Here is a 19,226-nt window from a genome sequence, read left to right as displayed (position 1 = left end):
TTTACTGTACTTCGTACTATTGTCGAAAAAACAATCTGTGCTAAACTCCTGAGCCCTTTTTTTTGGATTCTGACGTGCCACATGTTCCACTCTCGCCAACTGCCTTTACGAAGTGCCCTTATGATGCCATTTGCCATCATATTTTTGTGCACTATTGGCACCATAATCGGCATTCAAAAATACAGCTATGAAAAGATTTTGGTTGATGCGAGTAACCGCCACCTTAACTCGATTACCGAGCACACGGTTCGTCGTCTCAGTCAGTTTCTAGAGCAGCCCTATCGAGTCAGCCTTTCTATCAGCCACAACATTGGTTATCAATCACTCTATGACCAAGGTGACACTTCATCCGTTGAAGACTATCTAAGGTTCAGCTTCGAAAAGCTGTTTAGCCGTATTGATCATGTGGATGTGATTGGCTTTGGTGGCGAAGGCGGGGATTATATTGGTTTTCGCAGAGAGCAAGATGACCAGCTCTCATTGCTGCTCAAAGATGAGCGTACTCACGGTGATTTGCTGATCTTTGCTGGCGATGACATCAACAGCCCAGTGCTATCCACGATTGAGCATTACGACCCTCGTGTACGCCCTTGGTACACGCCAATTAAGTCAAATCAAATACCGATGTGGTCACCGATTTATGCTAATGCCGATGACCGAGAGGAGATCACACTCACTGCCCTTGCCCCTATCTTTGAACAAGGGGAGTTTCAGGGGGTAATCGGTACTGATATTCGCATCAATACATTCAATGAGTTTCTGGCCGACTTAGCGAAAAACTCATCGTCACTGATCTATATTGTCGACCAAGACAAGCGCATTGTTGCGCAATCCACCTCAACGCCGATGATCTCAAGCGGAATCGCTGCATCAAAAAAAGATGAACGTATCTTTGCCAGCGAAAGTGAATCTTTGGTCGTGAACCAAACTGCAACGCTTTTCAATCGCCAAGACTTAACCGAGATCTCGCAATCGACTCGCCCAGACTCAAAACGCTTTGATATTGAAATAGAGGGCGAACGCTACTTTACCTTCCTTACACCGTTCAACGACCGATATGGTCTAGACTGGCATATCGTGGTGAGCACGGCAGAGGATGATCTCACTGGCCAATTCTACTATCACCAAGTCATTAGCTGGCTGATAGGGGGCATGGTATTTATCATTGGCCTGTTGCTCAGTTTTCTAGCACTCAATCGCGTCACAACGCCAATAACTGAAACGGTCACTGCAGCACGTAAACTGGCACAAGGTGAATGGGCTAGCAGCCTACCGAAAGCGGGTAATATCTATGAAACCAACCAGCTAGTGACCACATTCAGCGAAATGGCAACCAACCTCGAAGCCTCATTCAATGCGCTTCGAGACCAACTGGTATTCGATTCATTAACCGGGCTCTATAGCCGCGAGGGACTGATACGCAGCGCAGAAAGCCAATCGCCGCTCACAGGTTATCTGGTTTTAATTGGCATTAACCAATTCCGAAGCATCAATGAGAGTCTTGGCTACAACCGTGGCGACCAACTACTGATTGATATTGCCCAACGCCTCAAAGCGCAGTTTGGCAATGAGACACTGATTGCGCGTATTGGTGGCGATGAATTTGCTATCTATCTGACAGATATTAAAAATGACAATGAAGTACTGACCAGCGCAAATCGCCTGCAGTCACTATTCTCGTCCCCAGTTAATGTCGAGCAAGAGCAGGTGGTGACCAGTATTTCACTCGGGATTGTGTCCTCTGAGTGTGCGAATAATGATATGGCACACTGGCTGCGCAGCGGCAGTATTGCACTGAGCAATGCAAAATCAGAAGAGAGCCTCATCAGCTTCTACCAACAAGAGATGGGCACACTCTCGCTGCAACGGACGCAGCTCATCGCCAAAATGAAACTGGCCATTGAAAATCAAGAATTTGTACCTTTCTACCAGCCTCTGGTCGACCTGAATACAGGCGCCACGATTGGGGCTGAAGCACTGGCGCGCTGGCAATCACCTGTTGATGGTTTAGTGTCTCCAGCTCAGTTTATTCCAATCGCGGAAGATACAGGTATGATCGGCGATATTGGCGAGCATATCTTAACCCAAGCATGCCAAGACCTAGTGCAGATGACCCGCCGTGGTCAATGGCAAGCGGACTTTCAGATGCACGTAAATTTATCGGTTGTTCAGCTCAGATCGCCTCATTTGATTGCACATTTAACGCAAATCATCCAAAAAACCGGCGTAGATACCCGCAAGCTAACCCTTGAAATTACGGAATCTAAAATTGTCGATAGCAGTTCAATTGTGGTGCAAAACCTACAGGCCATTCGCGACCTCGGTATCGGTATCGCGATTGATGACTTTGGTACTGGCTACAGTTCTCTGGCGTATCTTCATACACTGCCCTACAACCACCTCAAGATCGATCGCACCTTTATCAACCGACTCGATGAGGTACAACTGGAAAATTCCGTGGTTGCGGCCATCATTCAAGTCAGTCGTGGGCTCAATGTCAGCGTGGTCGCTGAGGGCATCGAAACTGAGCAGCAAATGCAAAAACTGCAGCAACTTGGCTGCCCAATCGGCCAAGGTTTCTATTTCGGTAAGCCAAAACCCTTGGTTGAGTGGTCTCAAGCGTAAATCTGCTAAGGCAAACGATTACTTAGAAACTGCTGACAATTTGTTCTGTCCCTTGCCCGTCGATTTTGTTATACACGTTGCGAAAACAACTCAACTACACTCAAGTAACACTCATTTGCAGGGAAACTCATAGATGATCACCAAAAACCTTCCCCTTACCGATTTGCACCGTCACCTTGATGGCAACATTCGCACTCAAACCATTCTCGAACTGGGTCAACAGTTTGGTATGGACTTGCCAGGACACGATGTTGAAAGTCTGACGCCACATGTACAGATCGTAGAAGCGGAGCCTTCATTGGTCGCGTTTCTCTCGAAGCTCGATTGGGGTGTGGCGGTTCTTGGTGATTTGGATGCGTGTCGCCGCGTAGCTTATGAGAATGTGGAAGACGCACTCAACGCACAGATTGATTACGCCGAGCTGCGTTTCTCGCCTTATTACATGGCAATGAAGCACAACCTACCTGTCGCCGGTGTGGTGGAAGCGGTGGTTGATGGTGTGCAAGCGGGTGTACGTGACTTTGGCGTCAAAGCCAACCTTATTGGTATCATGAGCCGTACGTTTGGTACTGAAGCTTGTCAACAAGAGCTCGATGGTATTTTGGCGCATCGCGACCACATCGTCGCAGTAGACTTGGCCGGTGATGAACTAGGACAACCAGGCGATCGCTTTGTGTCTCATTTTAAGCAAGTGCGTGACGCGGGTCTTAATGTGACGGTACATGCTGGTGAAGCGGCAGGTGCAGAGAGTATGTGGCAGGCGATCCAAGAGTTGGGCGCTACACGTATTGGTCACGGCGTAAAGGCGATTCACGACCCTAAATTGATGGACTATCTTGCGAAGAATCGCATCGGTATCGAGTCTTGCTTAACCTCAAACATTCAAACCAGTACGGTTGAGTCTCTGGCAGACCACCCACTGAAAACCTTCCTCGACCACGGCGTAATGGCGTGTATCAACACGGACGATCCTGCCGTTGAAGGTATCGAGCTACCATTTGAATATGAAGTGGCAGCTCCAAAAGCAGGCTTGAGCCAAGAGCAAATTCGTCAGGCGCAGATCAATGGTCTTGAGCTAGCCTTCTTGTCGGATGCTGAGAAACAAGCACTCCGCGATATCGCAGCCAAGCGCTAAACACGGTTGTCGCCAATCAATACAAAAATGCCGATGTTGGAAACATCGGCATTTTTAATTAGTAAACGTCTACCATTTGGTTTTGCAGAGCTGCAGTCCGAGCATCATCAATCGCACTAGGGTGCTCGGTTGATCCACTATGACCAAACAACGCATTCAGCATCTCTTCACTTTGCGCGGTGAGTACCAAGATTTCAATCCGACGGTTAATCGCACTCTGCGGCCTTTGCTCATCAAGTAGCATCGTGTCAGACATTGCTGTCACTTGTGAAACGCGATTGGCAGGCATACCACCGAATTCCAAAATCTCACGGGCTATTTGCGCACGCTGACCAGACAACAACCAGTTATTGCCAGCACTACGCTGGTTAAAGCCGGTTGAATCTGCATGTCCAGATATCATCAATGAGTTCTCTATCGTCGCAAACACCGGCGCAAGTGACAGCAGCAAATCCTCAAAGAAATGCGTCAGCGCCGAACCGCCGCGCAGAAACATCGGTTTATCTTCCCCATCATTGACCAACACGCGCAAGCCTTGCGGCACAATCTCAACGTGCAAATGGTCACTGACATTTAAGTGTTCACTGTACTCATCAATGAACTGCCCCAAGATAGTCATCTGCTCTTGCGTATCATAGCGACCAGCAATCAACGACAGACTCTCTGTACCCTCACCGCCATAGTTATTGCTGTCCCCATCTTTGACACTGATGGTCAGGCTATTGCCCATATCCGTTGGGTTAGTGGGTTGAGCACTCAACTGGTCTGGAAGTGCACTACCACCGAAATCAATCGGAAATAGGCTGTTGTTGTTGAAGCTCTCATCAACAGCGATTAAATCAGGGCTGCCCGCCAACTTACCAACAATACGCTCTTTCTCATCATCAGTGGAAACTTGCAGCACCCACATCACCATGAAAAAAGCCATCATTGCCAAGGTAAAATCAGCAAACGCCACCTTCCATGCACCGCCATGATTCCCCCCTTCCTCACGACGGCGGGACTTTCTAACAATGATATGTTCTGAAGGTGTACGCATTATTGGAATACTCTCTGAGTTACCCAACTCTCCATTTCAGCAAAAGTGGGTTTCACATCTAGAAGAATCAGCTTACGTCCTGCATCGACAGCAACAATCGAGGTTTTGCCTGAAGCGTAGGCCACCAAAATGGCGCGCACACACTCGAATGCGGATATCTCACGCTTAATCTTCTTCTCCATCGCCGCGCTGATTGGGTCGAACACGCAGTAACAAAAGAAGATACCAAGAAAGGTCCCCACCAAAGCTGCTGCCACACTGACACCAATCTGTGCCATGTCTGCATCGATATTCGACATCGTAATCACAATGCCCATCACCGCCGCCAAAATACCGAAACCTGGCATCGCTTCCGCCATACGGTGCATACTGCGAGACGGCATTAACATGTCATCTTCTATCGCGAGGATCTCTTGCTCTAGCATGCCCTCAAGCTCATGCGCTGAGATTTTGCCCATCGCCAATAAGCGGAAGTTGTCACAGATGAAAACCACCAGCTCTGGGTGCTCCATGATTTCTGGATAAGCAAGGAACAAGCTGCTTTGATTTGGCTCTTCGATGTGTTCATCCAAGGCACGCATACCGCCCGCTCGCACTTGCTCTAGAAGGTGGTGCATCAAAGACAATAGCTCTTGATAAAGACGACGCTCATCTTTTTTAACCGCTATCGATTTTGCCTGATGCCACATCTCAACAATCACATGATGAGGGTTGCCTAAAATAAGTGCGCCAATGCCCGCACCAAGAATAATCGCCAATTCTGCTGGCTGCCACATAGTGCCTAGATAACCACCTGCGGCGACATAGCCACCAAAGACACCAAAGATGATGACCATGATACCGATAAATTTTTGCATGATTTTTCCTTTAAAACTGTTGCTTGATCATCACTTGCAGATTCTTCACTGCCGACTTATGTAGCTGACAAACTCGCGCTTCTGTCAGCCCGACCACCATGGCGATCTCTTTTAAGCTCAGCTCTTTGAGGTAATACAAACTCAAGATGATCTGTTCACGCTCTGGCAGTTGGCCAAGTGCATAGCGAATTAAGTTGTGATCAATCACCTGTTGAGTCCCCTCATCAAAGGCCTCTGGCGAATAGGCTTCACCGCTTTCTTGAATTAGGGTATCGAGACTTTGCAGTTCTTCCGCTTGGCTAATTGATAACACACGGTGATACTCATCGCTGGTAATGCCAAATTCAGCCAAAATCTCCTTCTCACTTGGCTCTCTTGCCAGCTTTCTTGTGAGTACCTTGATCTTGTTCATTAAGTCATGAGCCTGCTGACGCAACTGTCTTGGTCGCCAATCTCGACGACGCAACTCATCCAGAATTGCTCCGCGAACTCTTCGTGAAGCAAACAGAGGAAAGTTATCATCAAGATCGCCATAACGGCGTGATGCCTCAAGCAGCCCCATCAATCCAAGCTGCTCCATATCATCAAGCCCGACCGCGGCAGTGCAGTGCGGACGCAGTTGATTCACGATACGTTTAACTAACGGCAGATACTGCCTTAGGATCTCACCTTCACTCTGCTCTGGGCGCTCGGTTTGAGGCGCCATGTACTCATCTGGTAAGCGACACTGTGCATCTAACATGACTCACTCCTATTTAGTTACTGCAGTACCAGCTTGGTAAACAACACATCACTGATGGCATGTTGATAGCCATTTTTCTGTAGCGTATTGGTCAGCTGCGACTTCACTTGTAGCTGTAGCGCTTCAATGTCGTCCATCTCTCGCATCTCTTCATAGCTCATCTGACTAAACATCTTGAGTAGAACGTTGTTGACCACAGGGCGATAAGCCAGCAAGTCTTCGTGTGCGTGGTTACTCAAGGTTTTGAGGTCGAGCTCCAGCAGCAAATAGTGCATGCGCTCTTCGCCGTTAAGTGAAATAACGAACTTATCTAGTGGCATAAAGTGCACTTGATTGTCTGACTGGCCATTACCTGCAAACAGGCTTTGTCCTTGAGGCAAGTTATTGCTGATCAGGTAGTAGGTACCACCAGCGGCACCCACAACCAGCGCGGCAGCCGTAAGGCCTGCCAAGATCAGTTTCACGCTTGGGTGATTAAAGTTAATCATCAAGAATTCCTTAGATTAAACGTGTGATTCGATGGTCGTCTTGACCTGAAGATTGGAGTGTCGACTCATGCCAGTTGGACTGGGCCACCACCTCTTGCTCAAAGCGAGGCTCATCGCCGTCTTCTTGTGGTTGGTCACTCACATCCACATCGACACTGGCACCTGCTAGTTGCTTCGATTCCAAATCAATACGCAGGCGTTCTGCTTGCTGAGAGATGACTTCGCGCAGCGTTGGATCACTGGCAAACAGCTGAACGTGGACCTTGCTGTTATCAACTTTCACCGCGAGCTCTAGTGTGCCAAGATGAGGAGGGTCGAGACGAATTCGAGCTTGAGAAACATCTTGGTTCATCTGCATTCGCACTCGATCTTTCAATACCGACAGCATCTGCTGACCCCAAGCTTGTTTGTTTTCATCGACTTTGATTGGCGCCCACTCTGCTCGCGCCGTGGTTTGCGCTTGCGTGTGCTGCACATCAACTGAAGGGTCAATTGCTGTAGAAGTGAAATTCGCCGATTGGGTCATCAGCATAGAGATATTCGCCATGCTGCCCGGTTTCACCGCTTGCAGCAGCTCTGGATTATTGTGCTCAGGTCTTACTGGCACCATGGCATTCGCCATCATGCGCTCAACCGCTTGTGAAAAGTTAAGCGTATGCTGTTCACTGTTAGCACTGCTTAAAGCGGCATTCGACAGTGACTGCTGCATCTGACCAAGCTGCACATCAACGCTATGTAATCCATCAGCACGGCGCATCATTTGCAATACTTGCTGCTGCACCTGATCATCAAACTGGCTCACCATCGAAATCACTCGAAACTGACCTTCGGGCGGTAACTGTGCTAAAAAGGGCTTATCTGCATCGAACTGCCAGCCTTCTTGATCGGCCAGATGCTTAAGCTGATCATATAAATCAAACCAGTATTCACCCGCTTCACTATCGCTGGTTACATCGGTAATTCCCAGCAGCTCTGCAAAGCTCAGCGCTTGGTCAGCAGAAGCAGACACCTGCTCTGTTAAACCCATCTGATGTGCAACAGGTGTTGGCATGGCTGCAATCACACTCATGCCCCGCTCCTTTCCACTTGGTAATAGCCTTCTAGGCCTTCACGTTCAGACTGCAGCTTGGCGAGTGTACGGCCAATACGCTCTTTTTCTACTTCACAGCGGTCTACTGCGATAGAGTGCTGAGTGCGCAAGGTAATGATGTCGCGCTGCATGCGTTTGGCCTTTTCAGGATTCAAATGCAGGTGCTCTAACACTTGGCGAATTTTCAGATCCAGCGTGCGCAACTTTTGCCACTCTTTTTGCTCGCAGCAGTGGTTAATATGCAGAGCCAGCTTGCGTAAATCGGTGCTAGTTATTTCCATGTGCCTCTCCGAAGTTTTTCCATCCCTCTTGGATATTGCTCATCACGGTGCGCACTTCGCCTAGCTTAGCGATGTCATTACTGGTACTTGCTTCAAAAAGACGCAGTGCACAGAAGTCATACAGACGATTCATCTGCGCCGCCATTTCACCGCCACGCTCCATATCCAGTGCACTGTTAAGGCCACCAATAATGTCGAGACAGCGAGCGATTGATTCGCCCTTCTCTTTTAGGCGCTGCGACTCCATGTGGCCTTCCGCACGCGTTAGCGTGTCAAGAAAGCCCTCAATCAGCATCAATACCAACTGGTATGGGCTAGCCGCGGCCGCTTGCGCTTCAACATCAACTTGTTGGTAAGCATCAAAACCAGACTCTTCAGTAAACATTAGGGTTCCTTAGTACATAAACATTGAGCCGGTAGACTGCATCTGTGACATCACTTGCTGCATCGCAGTGTATTCACGCAGGTATCGGTCATAGGTTTTTTCCATGCGGTAATCGAGACGTTCTTTTTTGTCGTCAACGCGGTCGATGTTGCCTTGGAGGGTGTCTTGGCGAGATTTAAGTAGATTGCTGCCGCTATTGCTGCTGCCGGTGTACGGTTCAATCACCTTCTCAAGATTGTTCAGCACACCTTGTTCACCAAAGAACAGGGCATCAATTTTTTCTGGCTCTTCTGCAAGCACTTTTTCAAAGCGCTCACCGTCGATTTTTAGAGTGCCATCGCGGTTTGCTTCAATACCGATGCTGTAAAGTGTGCCTTCGCCGTAGAGACCACGCATCGTGTTGTTGAGAGTATTTTTGATACTGCGAGCGGTTGAATCACTAGCTAGAACGCCAGCTTCAGTGATTTTTTCGTAGTCATTATCTTCATCATCTGAATCATCATTTTCGATTTGATACTCGGTTTGAGTGTGCTTGAGCAGCACTCGCATCAGTGTGTTGTATGCATCAACAAATTCCTCAACCGCTTCCTTTGATGCTTCTTGGTCTGTGCCAACAACCAGCGTGATTGGGACATCACCTGACTCTTGAGCTTTCGTGACATCGAAAGAAACTCCGTAAATGACATCATCAAAAGTGTTATTGCTACTTGTTACACGTAAGCCATCCTCTCCACCAAGATAGATAACCGCGTCTTGTGCTCCACTTAACTCGTTGTAATCGAGCTCGCTACCATCGCTCAAATTGTCAAAGCGAACTTCAAAAGAGTTTTCCGTTCCAGTGTCTTCGGAGCTCAACAGCAAATTCAATTCACCATCAGTACGAACAACACTCGCAGTCATTCCTTCCAACTCATTAACATGATCAGCTAATTGATGAATATCTTCGAAGTCAGCAAAGTTAATAACCACCTCGCCCTCTTCACCAGGTATATTCAGCGTCATAGAACCTTGTGCTGGTAAAGTGCCATCACCAAAGCCGACAGTCCCTTGTTGAGCTTGAGCTAATTTCTCGACAAAAATGTCGTATGACCCCTCTCGAGCATACCTGTCAGCCGATGCACTGATATATCCATCTTCACTTACTGTTACTGAGTTCTTTACAAAGCTGTTATCTGCTTTATTAATGTCATCAAGTGCTGATTTAAAGCTACTAAACGCAGAATCAATCTCTTTCCACGCGTTGAGCTGAGTCTCATACATTTTTTGTTGGTTGGCATATTGAATATCAAACGGCTGACGCTGAATCATTACCATCTGCATCGCCATTTGTGCTGGGTCGATCATTTCACTCTTCCTACTTATTTGTGCTGCCTATCCGGCTCAGTGATTCAATCAGGCCTAACACACATCTATCACCTTTTAGAGCAAGATGTGTTCCAAACTTAAACCTGTTCCTATTTGACGCATTTCAGCACTATTTCATCGCTAAAGGCGTGATTTTTGCGCATTTTCAGCGCCATTTTGACATTAAGCGGAAGGGCCACTTCCGCATAACGGAAGCATCGAACTTCACCTTTGATTCCGCTTGAAACTGATAAAGATCCATCAGGTTTCTAACAATAAAAAACGACAAATAGTGGGTGTTTATTAATTGATTTGGTGGGGGTTATTGAGGAGAAACTGTACGTAATAGCATGACGATAAAACACGTCACCCTGAAATCATTTCAGGGTCTAACAACCACGCGTTGAGATGGTCAAATATCGTGAGTAGATGCTGAAATAAATTCAGCATGACAGTGCAAGTGGCCGACAAGACCGACAGAGATACAAACTAAAAAAACCGCAGCCAAGCAACTGCGGTTTTCATAAAACTATAAGGAAAGGAGCAATCGATTAGATTAGGCTCATTACCATGCCAGACATGCCGTTTGCTTGAGAAAGCATAGACATAGACATTTGCGTTAGCATCTGGTTTTTCATCATGTTTGAAGATTCAACAGCGTAGTCTGTATCCATGATACGGCCTTTCGCCATTTCAGTGTTTTCACGCATGTTGCCCAGGTTAACTACTGTGTGGTCTAGACGGTTAATAGTAGCACCTAATTCAGAGCGAAGAGCACCGATACCAGATGTAGCAAGTGAACCGTCAATGTCACCAGAATCATCAGTAGTAAACTTAATACCACCACCATTTAGTAGCTCATCGACAGAATCCATACCCTTCGCTGCGCCTGAACGAGTATCAAGATTAAAGATATCCTCGTCCGTCAACCCATCTGTTTTTAGTTGAGCAATTTGCTCAGCAGTAAAGCTAGTAACTTCGTCAATATCCCAACCAGCTGCTGCTGCTTCAGTGTGATCTGTGAATACATCACCGTTAGCGTCAGTCCAACCACCAGCTGCAGAAAGATCTATACCTTTTAGAGCTGTAATTGCATCGCGAATATCACCTAGCCCCTCTGATACATCAATAGTTAGAGTTTCATTTGTTGATGCACCAATTTGGAAAGTAATTTGACCGTCAAACTGACCACCAACAGCAAACAGGTTGTTACCTGAGCCGAACTGAGTATTTGCAACAATGCTATCTAGCTCGTCAACTAACTGATTCCACTCAGCTTGCATTGCTGTGTGTTCATCAGTTGAGTTAGTACCGTTGGCAGCTTGTGTTGCAAGGTCTTTCATACGGTGACCGATGTTAGTCATCTCATCAAAAGCACCTTCCGCTGTTTGCAGCATAGAAACTGCATCTTGAGAGTTGCGAGATGCCGTAGATAGGCCATTCACTTGAGATTGTAGGCGAGTTGCAATTTGTAGACCTGCTGCATCATCAGAAGCAGAGTTTACACGGAAACCTGTTGAGATGCGCTGCATCGCTTGGTCCATTGACGCAGATGTCTTATTCAGGTTGTTTTGCGTCAATAGTGACGTGTAGTTAGTGTGGATAGATAGCATGGTTAAGTCCTCTTTTGGTTATGCTGTATCTCTTACATAGCTACAAAACGTCATGCTCAAACGGGAGCTTAAATTCAAAATCGCTGCTTTTTTCATCCACGACAAGAAAAAAAATATCTTAAGTTCTATTTCTGCCTTTTTTGTGTCAAATACCGGGTATTTGAGCATCTGTTCCGTCAACTAGATAACCAAAACAAGAATCGCCGTGACACCAAAAGCCACAACTAACACACGTTTAAACCACAAAAGGTGAGAGTTATCGCGGTCAGAGTTGATAGAGATTCTATCATTTGCGCCCCATAACAGTTGCAACGGCTCGACCATATCCAATCCGCGACTCACTAAATGCCAACCGCCGCTGATTGAAGGAATAAGCTTCAATACCTGTTCATTGGCCAGCGTTGAGGCAAGGAGCTGCGTCTCCCCTTGAGTTATCTGCCAGCGCACCTGATGAGCCTGTCCCTCTAACTCAAATTTTGCTGTCAATACGCCACTCTCTGTTGGCATACGCAGCGTGGGTGACACCATTTGCTGCACTTGATACAAGGCATCTTTGCTTGTTGCGGTGTTGGAATGTGGCGGATAAAGCATTCTCACCACCTGCCACTGGGCAAGCGGCATGGTTAAATGCGGCAGTTGCTGCTGGCCATGCCTAGCTGGCACGTGCGTGGCACTTTGTGCAGGTTGTGAGAGTTGCTGTTCACTTTTCAGTTGCTGTGGTTCGATGCGAACCAATTTTTCGATGCCGGGTGGAAGTTGAGACTGCATGGGTTGCCTCGCTATATTAATAAGTCGCGGATAAAGCTCATCACTTCTGAGCGAGAGCTCTGACATCTACCGTCATGCTGAGCTTGGCTCAGTATCTTGCTGAGGGAGTCTCAGGCTGTTTCGCGTGTTGGGAGTAGGCCCTGAAACAAGTTCAGGGTGACGGTATTTTTGAGTTCTGTCTTTGGTTCTGGTAGTTCAATATCTCTAAAAAAGCCCTCAATAGTGAGGGCTTTTATGATTATTCGTTTGGTTATCCAGTTAGCGAGAGAGCAATGCCACGACAGTATGACGGTGCACATTAGCCTGCATTTGAATATTGCGATACACCTGAGTAAAGCTCATCTCGACTGGTAGAATGCTAGCAAGGTCTTGTTGTGCTGATTCTAAAGACAAATCAGACAACATCGCGTGCTGGTTACTGATGCTCGACATCTTCTCATTGATGTTGCGGCGATAATCACGCAGCTCTTGTACACTGGCTTTCACCTGTTGAATTAGCTGCTTGGTTTCTTTTTGACTATTGCTCAACGCTTGGCGATCGGTCTTAAGTTTGGTTGGCTCAAAACGCAGCTGAGTGGTTTCAACTCGAGCTCGATTGGCTTTACCGGCAGGGAATCGTTCCCCTTGGCCTGTCACCTTTAAGCTCTGCTGCAGGCGCTCCCAGTCACCTTCATTGGCACTAAAGACCAATTGGCGCTGCCTGTCTAAACCGACACCAATACCATGCTCGTTAAACGCATGACGAAACTGCTGCGCTTGCTTTTCTGGGCTGGCATTAGCCGGGATTTTTACTGGAACGGCACTGGCTCCGCCTTTACCAAGATTAAAAACCAACATTTCATCTCGGCCCACCACACGCTGCGTATCCAAGCCCTTCATCTTAAAAGTGGTTTGGGCTTCACCATGGTAGATAGGCTTGAGCTGGCGGCTTATTAACGATTGCCCCTGATATTTTGCATTTTCGTAGCTGTTTTCTAAACTCGTCGTGAGTTTTTCAATATGGGTTTGCAGCTGATGCGAAGCCTGAGAAGAACGCGCGGCATGACTTAATCGCTTATTAAGCTCAGTCAGCCCTTTACCTATGTCCATCAAGCTTTGCTCGGCAACTTGCGCTGAAGCCAATTGCTGCTGCGCACGCTGAAGCAAGCTCTGTTGGCGAGTGTGCTCCGGCGTTAGGGTGCGAGATAGGCGAATGGGATCGCGTTGGCGACTCTCTGCAACCGAGCTTGTTTGCTCTGCGCGTTTGGCAATCACACTCGGTTGATGATTATTACCCGCCGATGCTGATCTTAAATCGCTAATTTGAGAAACCATAGTGATTTATCTACCTATCTTATTGCTGTTTTTCTAGTGAATAATGTCTTGGGTTACATCATGCTAAACAGCGACATGTTCGCCGTTTTCATATAAGTCGCTTGTGTCGCTTGCAGTGCCAACAGATAGTTATTGAACTCAATCATGGCGTCGGCATAATCTAGATCTTCTAGCTGACCAATCAGATGATTGTTGAATAGCTCCACTTCACTGTGACCATCTGACATCGTCATAATAGTGTTTTGGCGCACACCTAAATTGGTGATTTCACCGGTGACCTTACCTAATGCATCATCGAGCATTTTTACGCTCTGCTCGATAATATCGCTATCACCTGCAGAAAAATCTGGATCACGTAACTCTTCTACCAAAGCATCAATCTGATTGAATAGGTTGCTGTCACCAGAGAAGAACATATCGCCAGCATTAACATTTAGCTTCACTGTCACACCATCGCCAATCACCACCTCACGTACGCCTGAGTCTCCGTTGTAGACCCAATTACCGTCTTCATCTTTCTCAAGTGGCTTAGTGTTCACTTCGTTGCCTGAGAAGATATATTTGCCATTCTCATCTTTGGCATTGATGAGCGATACCAGCGTGTCTTGCAGCTGTTCAAGTTCACTTGCGATTGCTTCACGCTCATCAACACCATTGGTGTCGTTACCTGCCCACAACATCAAGTCGCGAATTTGCTGCATTACATCTACAGAATTCGAAAGGTACGTCTCTTGGCTTTTCAGCGCCAAATCAGCAGAATCGATATTGCTTTGGTATTGGCTAATCGCTGCTTGTTGACGGCCCAAGCTCATCACTCGCGTCGCAGCCATTGGGTCATCCGACGGCAATAACACACGCTTACCCGTCGCCATCTGCTGCATCAGTTTGTTCAAGCCTAACGAGTTGTTGTTAAGGCTTGAAGACATCATTTGGCTGTATTGATTAGTACTTACACGCATGAGTTTTCCTTAGTAAAACAGCTGCATTACAGAAGCAAAGGTTTGGTTTGCGGTGCTGATCACCTGCAAGTTGGCTTGGTAGGCTTGCTGATATTTCATCAGATTGACCGCTTCCTCATCCATATTGACGCCACTCGTGCCCGATTTTTCGACTGTGGCTTGTACGTAAATATTACCCGCGGCTTGATAATCAGACTGTGCCTGGCGAGATTTCACCGCCACATCGCCCACTAACGAGCTAAACGCACCGCCGAGTGTTTGTGTGCCTAAATGGCCAATATCAAATTCACGCTCTTGGATTTCGATCAGCTTGAGTAAGTTGCCGTTGTCGCCTGGTGTACCATCACCCGAAAGAGCGAGATCTTCTGGTCTGAAATCAGGGTCAATCGACAAGGTGGCGGCTGGGTTGCCTGGGTCAAAGGTAAACAGTGGCTTACCTGCATTGCCTTCAAGGTCAAAACCTTCAGCGAGCTGATCGTTAAACGCAGTGGCAAACTCCAATGCAATATCGTTGATCACTTCCATCGACGGCTTAAGTACGTCGTGCTCGTAATCATCCAGCGCCCCTAGTTTGCCACCGATATCAGAGCCGATTGGAAAGTCTTGGCCGTTGAAGCTCAGGCTCAACACTTTACTTTGCGGGTTATTCGGGTCGGTTTGCAGACCAAACTGAGCGACTTGATTACCGCTCAGCAACGGCTGACCATTTGGCAGTGAGAGATCTAGGGTGCCATCGCCTGCATCCGTTACGCGCACTTCAACAATCTCAGACAACTCAGTGATCAACACGTCACGCTCATCTTGCAGTGCAGAAGTGTTCGCACCGTTGGCTTCGCCCTTACGGATCTCTTCATTGAGCTTGTTGATGTTGTTAAGCAGGCTATTGGCTTGTGATACCGCACTGCTGCGCTGCTCGTTAAGATCGGAATATTGACCGTCTAGCGAGCTGCTCAGCTGATTAAAGCGATTTGCTAACGCCTCTGCTTCACTGATGATTTGCATGCGATGTGCTGAGCCATAAGGCGACACGCTCGCACCGTTCATTGCAGAGAAGAAGCTATTAAAGCCTTGATCTAAATCCATCGAGTCCGCAGACAATAAATTCTCTAGACGTTGCAGTTGCTGTGCTGAAGTCGACGTTGAGCCAATCATTGAGCTAGCACGGAACAGTTGATTGGTTTGGTATTGGTCAGTGATGCGGCGAATACTATTGACGCTCACGCCATTACCCGCCTCGCCCATGCCTTTTGGGCCAACTGTGCCAAATACGGCTTGTTGGCGGCTATAGCCAGGAGTATTGATGTTGGCAACGTTTTGCGCCGTGACATTCATACCCATTTGGCTTGCGGTCACACCGGATAAACCAATGTTCATCAAACTCATAATGTTGACTCCTTATCATTCACAAGCAGTAACGGTTGCTGGAATGCTCGCGTGGATTGTTGTTCTGCAAGCGTTTGTTTCTGCTGCTGTTGTGAATATAAAGCGACCGTCTGTGGCGTTTCCTTAAATTCATTTGAAGCCATTTCCGGCGCTGACTCCGATAAGCCTTTTGATAGCTGCTCGACGATCGACTCCGCGAGACCTAAACGGCCTTTCGCCATCTCAATTGAGATCTGACCATCAAAGAACTCTTGGTAGGTTTTTAGCTCTCGACTACTAAACAGTGGGTTATCTTCATCATTGCTTAAGGCCTCACTGGCTTGACGCATCTGCTTGAGCACCATCTGTAAAAACATCGACTCAAACTGTTCTGCGACGCCTTCAAGTGCCTCTTTTTCATCGGCTAACTTGAGGTCATTCAAGCTACGGCTATCAAAAGCTGTCACCGCACTTGTATCACTGCTAAGGCTGTTTTTAGCAATGGGTTGATTCATCATGGCACTGGCTGGCATCGCCTGCAGCGCCATCGGGTTGACTGGCATAATTGTTACACTCATTGCTGCGCTCCCTATATCACCACAAGCTCGGCATTCAGTGCACCTGCACTATTTAATGCCTGCAAAATTGCCATTAAGTCATCCGGTGACGCACCAAGGCTGTTTACCGCTGTCACTATAGTTTCGAGCTCTACACCTTCCGGCCAGATGAACATCGGGTTAGCCTCTTGAGTAATGTCGATGTCCGTTTCCGGCACGATTGCGGTGTTGCCCCCAGCAAAAGCATTGGGTTGGCTGACGTTGAACGATTCACCAATCGTCACCGTTAGGTTGCCGTGACTGACCGCAGCTCGGCCAATTTGTACCCCTTGACCAACAACCACCGTACCTGTGCGCGTATTAAACACCACGCGAGCACGCTGCCTACCGATATCCACTTTCATCTCTTCTAGCATCGACATAAATATCACACGCTGCTCTAGATCTTCCGGGGCTTGCAGTTCAATACGAGCGTGGCTCACGGCCACTGCGGTATCTGGGCCAAACATCTCATCAACGGTGCGCGAGATATTTCTTGCGGTAGTAAAGTTAGGTTGTAAGAGGTTCAGCGTCACGACTGGCTTAGAGACGAAATCAGACGGAATTTCACGCTCGATAATCGCACCAGAAGGAATACGGCCACTGGTTGGGACGTTAACCGTAATGCTTGAGCCAGTGCGACCTTCTGCTTTAATCCCGCCAACCACCAAGTTGCCTTGTGCGACAGCGTAAACCTGCCCATCAATCGCACGCAGTGGTGTCATCAGCAGAGAGCCGCCACGTAAGCTTTTCGCATCACCAATCGATGATACGGTGATATCAATGGTTTGGCCTTTGCCCGACATCGGAGGAATCGATGCATGTACACTGACCGCCGCGACGTTGCGCAGTTTAGGGTCAATATTGTCATCTAGCTGTAAGCCGAATTGACGCAGCATGTTAGTCACCGACTGGCTGGTGAACTTCACTTGGTTGCGGTCACCGGTGCCATCAAGGCCAACTACTAGGCCATAGCCCACTAGTTGGTTCTCTCTCAAACCTTGAATATCAACTAAATCAATCAGATGACGTTCGCTCGCTGAAAAAGAGTCATTCGCTTTGACCTGATGGGTGAAAATAATAAAAACCGTGACGAGAAAGAGGCTGACGACAGCCATAACTTTATTAATCATTGCAGCCTCTTACAGTGGAAACAGCGGGTTCACAAACAGCTTGGTCAACCAACCTGCTTCGTTTGCATCAGCTAAAATGCCGCTTTGCGAATACGTAATGCGCGCATCACCCACTCGCTGTGATGAAATTTCATTGCCGTTGTTGATATCATCAACACGCACTAGGCCATTAAGACGAATGAATTCATCCCCTTGATTTAGGCGCAGCCACTTTTCTCCCTTGATGCGAAGTACACCATTTGGCAGAACCTCGTGCACCATAACCGTGATAGAACCACTCAACGAGTTACGCTGAGAGCTGGCTGAGCCGCCATTAAAATCACGATCGCCAGATAAGCTTCCTGAGCCACTGCGGGCACTACTTCCGGTGTCGTAACCACCAGAGACCCCAGCGGAGGAGCTTTTACCAAAGTTGGTGTTGGCTTGCTTACTCGAGCGCGTATCTTCATCCAGCGACACGGTTAAGATATCCCCCACGCGATAGGCGCGGCGATCTTGGAACAGGGTCCAAATATAGTCATCGCGATACACCGAGCCTGAGCTTGCATCTGGCAATGAATAATCCAGTGCTGGCGGCGCATATACGTCATCGTCTGGCGCCGGTCTATCTTCGATTAAGGGCGTGCTGTTCGAAACACAGCCTGCTAATACCCACACACTACAAAGCAGTGTTAGCCATCTCAGCATGAGTGATACCTTCCTACCGCTTAAAGAACTTGGTTAACGTATTGCAGCATCTCATCAGATGAAGAGAGTGCTTTGGCGTTCATCTCATAGCCGCGCTGGGTGGTGATCATATCGACCATCTCTTCCACCACTTGCACGTTTGAGCCTTCTAACACCCCTTGCTTAAGCTGACCAAATGCACCTTCACCTGCGATACCATCGATTGGCTCACCACTTGATGCCGTTTGGCGATACATGTTGCTACCAAGTGCTTCAAGGCCGGCTGGGTTAATAAAGTTTGCTAAGTTGATTTGGCCAATATCGACTGGAATGTCGTTGTTCGCGACTTTCGCCGTTACTGTGCCATCGTTACCAATCGTGATCGTTTCTGCATCATCTGGGACTTGGATGTTGGCAGCCAAAGGCAAGCCTTGAGCGGTGACTATCATGCCTTCCGAGTTCAAGTGGAACTGACCATTGCGTGTATAAGCTAGCTCACCATCGGCTGTCTCAAGCTCAAAGAAGCCCTGACCATCAATCGCCACATCAAGGCTTTGATTGGTGGTTTGATACATGCCTTCAGTGAACACTTTCTGTGTACCAACAACACGTACACCCGAGCCAAGCTGAATGCCGCTAGGCAGTTCGTTTACTTCATCAACCATCGCACCTGGCTGGCGCTGAATCTGATAGAACAAGTCTTCAAATGCGACGCGGTCGCGCTTGTAACCTACCGTGTTTACGTTAGCTAGGTTGTTAGAAATGGTCGCCATTTTTGCATCTTGAGCGGCTAGACCGGTTTTACTAATCCATAGTGCTGCGTTCATCT

The 19,226-nt window shown here is 47.8% G+C and carries 19 protein-coding genes; 2 read left to right on the top strand and 17 right to left on the bottom strand.

The window, feature by feature from the left end:
• Positions 1-81 precede the first annotated feature (81 nt).
• Both QWZ05_RS13455 and add read left to right on the top strand, forming a co-directional pair.
• Positions 82-2,625: a bifunctional diguanylate cyclase/phosphodiesterase gene (locus QWZ05_RS13455; RefSeq protein ID WP_290298823.1), complete on the top strand. Its 2,544-nt coding sequence runs from the start codon at positions 82-84 to the stop codon at positions 2,623-2,625.
• Between the two features lie 133 nt (positions 2,626-2,758).
• The gene (add, locus tag QWZ05_RS13450) at positions 2,759-3,760 is read left to right on the top strand and encodes an adenosine deaminase (RefSeq protein ID WP_290298821.1); all 1,002 of its coding nucleotides are present in this window, start codon (positions 2,759-2,761) and stop codon (positions 3,758-3,760) included.
• A 58-nt stretch (positions 3,761-3,818) separates the two neighbouring features.
• Here add and QWZ05_RS13445 read toward each other — a convergent pair whose 3' ends face one another.
• The 17 genes from QWZ05_RS13445 to flgG all read right to left on the bottom strand — a co-directional run bounded on the left by QWZ05_RS13445 (position 3,819) and on the right by flgG (position 19,224).
• Positions 3,819-4,799, bottom strand: a complete 981-nt coding sequence (locus tag QWZ05_RS13445; RefSeq protein ID WP_290298819.1) for a flagellar motor protein MotB — start codon at positions 4,797-4,799, stop codon at positions 3,819-3,821.
• Complete coding sequence (motA, locus tag QWZ05_RS13440; protein WP_290298818.1) at positions 4,799-5,656, bottom strand: flagellar motor stator protein MotA; 858 nt, start codon at positions 5,654-5,656, stop codon at positions 4,799-4,801. Before motA ends, QWZ05_RS13445 begins: the two co-directional genes overlap by 1 nt.
• Before the next feature lie 10 nt (positions 5,657-5,666).
• Entirely contained in the window at positions 5,667-6,398 is a 732-nt protein-coding gene (gene fliA / locus QWZ05_RS13435) for an RNA polymerase sigma factor FliA (RefSeq protein ID WP_290298816.1), read from the bottom strand.
• 17 nt (positions 6,399-6,415) lie between these two features.
• Entirely contained in the window at positions 6,416-6,886 is a 471-nt protein-coding gene (locus QWZ05_RS13430; RefSeq protein ID WP_264874527.1) for a flagellar basal body-associated FliL family protein, read from the bottom strand.
• A 10-nt stretch (positions 6,887-6,896) separates the two neighbouring features.
• Positions 6,897-7,955: a flagellar hook-length control protein FliK gene (locus QWZ05_RS13425; RefSeq protein WP_290298814.1), complete on the bottom strand. Its 1,059-nt coding sequence runs from the start codon at positions 7,953-7,955 to the stop codon at positions 6,897-6,899.
• Positions 7,952-8,257 carry a hypothetical protein gene (locus QWZ05_RS13420; RefSeq protein ID WP_264874529.1) on the bottom strand — a complete coding sequence of 102 codons (306 nt, stop codon included), beginning with the start codon at positions 8,255-8,257 and terminating at the stop codon, positions 7,952-7,954. Before QWZ05_RS13420 ends, QWZ05_RS13425 begins: the two co-directional genes overlap by 4 nt.
• A complete protein-coding gene (gene fliS / locus QWZ05_RS13415; RefSeq protein WP_264874530.1) occupies positions 8,244-8,642 on the bottom strand; it encodes a flagellar export chaperone FliS in 399 nt (132 codons plus the stop codon). The genes QWZ05_RS13420 and fliS overlap by 14 nt, the downstream gene beginning before the upstream one ends.
• 9 nt (positions 8,643-8,651) lie before the next feature.
• Positions 8,652-9,986: a flagellar filament capping protein FliD gene (gene fliD, locus QWZ05_RS13410; RefSeq protein WP_264874531.1), complete on the bottom strand. Its 1,335-nt coding sequence runs from the start codon at positions 9,984-9,986 to the stop codon at positions 8,652-8,654.
• A 551-nt stretch (positions 9,987-10,537) separates the two neighbouring features.
• Entirely contained in the window at positions 10,538-11,599 is a 1,062-nt protein-coding gene (locus QWZ05_RS13405; protein ID WP_290298812.1) for a flagellin N-terminal helical domain-containing protein, read from the bottom strand.
• A gap of 180 nt (positions 11,600-11,779) precedes the next feature.
• Complete coding sequence (locus tag QWZ05_RS13400; RefSeq protein ID WP_264874533.1) at positions 11,780-12,367, bottom strand: hypothetical protein; 588 nt, start codon at positions 12,365-12,367, stop codon at positions 11,780-11,782.
• A gap of 258 nt (positions 12,368-12,625) precedes the next feature.
• Complete coding sequence (locus QWZ05_RS13395; protein ID WP_290298809.1) at positions 12,626-13,681, bottom strand: hypothetical protein; 1,056 nt, start codon at positions 13,679-13,681, stop codon at positions 12,626-12,628.
• A 53-nt stretch (positions 13,682-13,734) separates the two neighbouring features.
• Complete coding sequence (gene flgL / locus QWZ05_RS13390) at positions 13,735-14,640, bottom strand: flagellar hook-associated protein FlgL (RefSeq protein ID WP_264874535.1); 906 nt, start codon at positions 14,638-14,640, stop codon at positions 13,735-13,737.
• A 9-nt stretch (positions 14,641-14,649) separates the two neighbouring features.
• Entirely contained in the window at positions 14,650-16,023 is a 1,374-nt protein-coding gene (flgK, locus tag QWZ05_RS13385; protein WP_290298806.1) for a flagellar hook-associated protein FlgK, read from the bottom strand.
• Positions 16,020-16,580, bottom strand: coding sequence for a rod-binding protein (locus tag QWZ05_RS13380; protein ID WP_290298804.1), 561 nt, complete (start codon positions 16,578-16,580; stop codon positions 16,020-16,022). Before QWZ05_RS13380 ends, flgK begins: the two co-directional genes overlap by 4 nt.
• A gap of 11 nt (positions 16,581-16,591) precedes the next feature.
• A complete protein-coding gene (locus QWZ05_RS13375; protein WP_264874538.1) occupies positions 16,592-17,731 on the bottom strand; it encodes a flagellar basal body P-ring protein FlgI in 1,140 nt (379 codons plus the stop codon).
• Positions 17,732-17,740: 9 nt separating this feature from the next.
• Positions 17,741-18,418 (bottom strand): flagellar basal body L-ring protein FlgH, encoded by a 678-nt coding sequence (gene flgH / locus QWZ05_RS13370; protein WP_264874540.1) that lies wholly within the window; start codon positions 18,416-18,418, stop codon positions 17,741-17,743.
• 20 nt (positions 18,419-18,438) lie between these two features.
• Positions 18,439-19,224, bottom strand: a complete 786-nt coding sequence (flgG, locus tag QWZ05_RS13365; protein WP_290298803.1) for a flagellar basal-body rod protein FlgG — start codon at positions 19,222-19,224, stop codon at positions 18,439-18,441.
• Positions 19,225-19,226 lie beyond the last annotated feature (2 nt).

The sequence above is a fragment of the Vibrio agarivorans genome (assembly GCF_030409635.1).
Lineage (GTDB): Bacteria > Pseudomonadota > Gammaproteobacteria > Enterobacterales > Vibrionaceae > Vibrio > Vibrio agarivorans.
The sequence above is the reverse complement of the archived record's forward strand: the minus strand, read 5'-3'. Positions and strand labels throughout refer to the sequence as shown.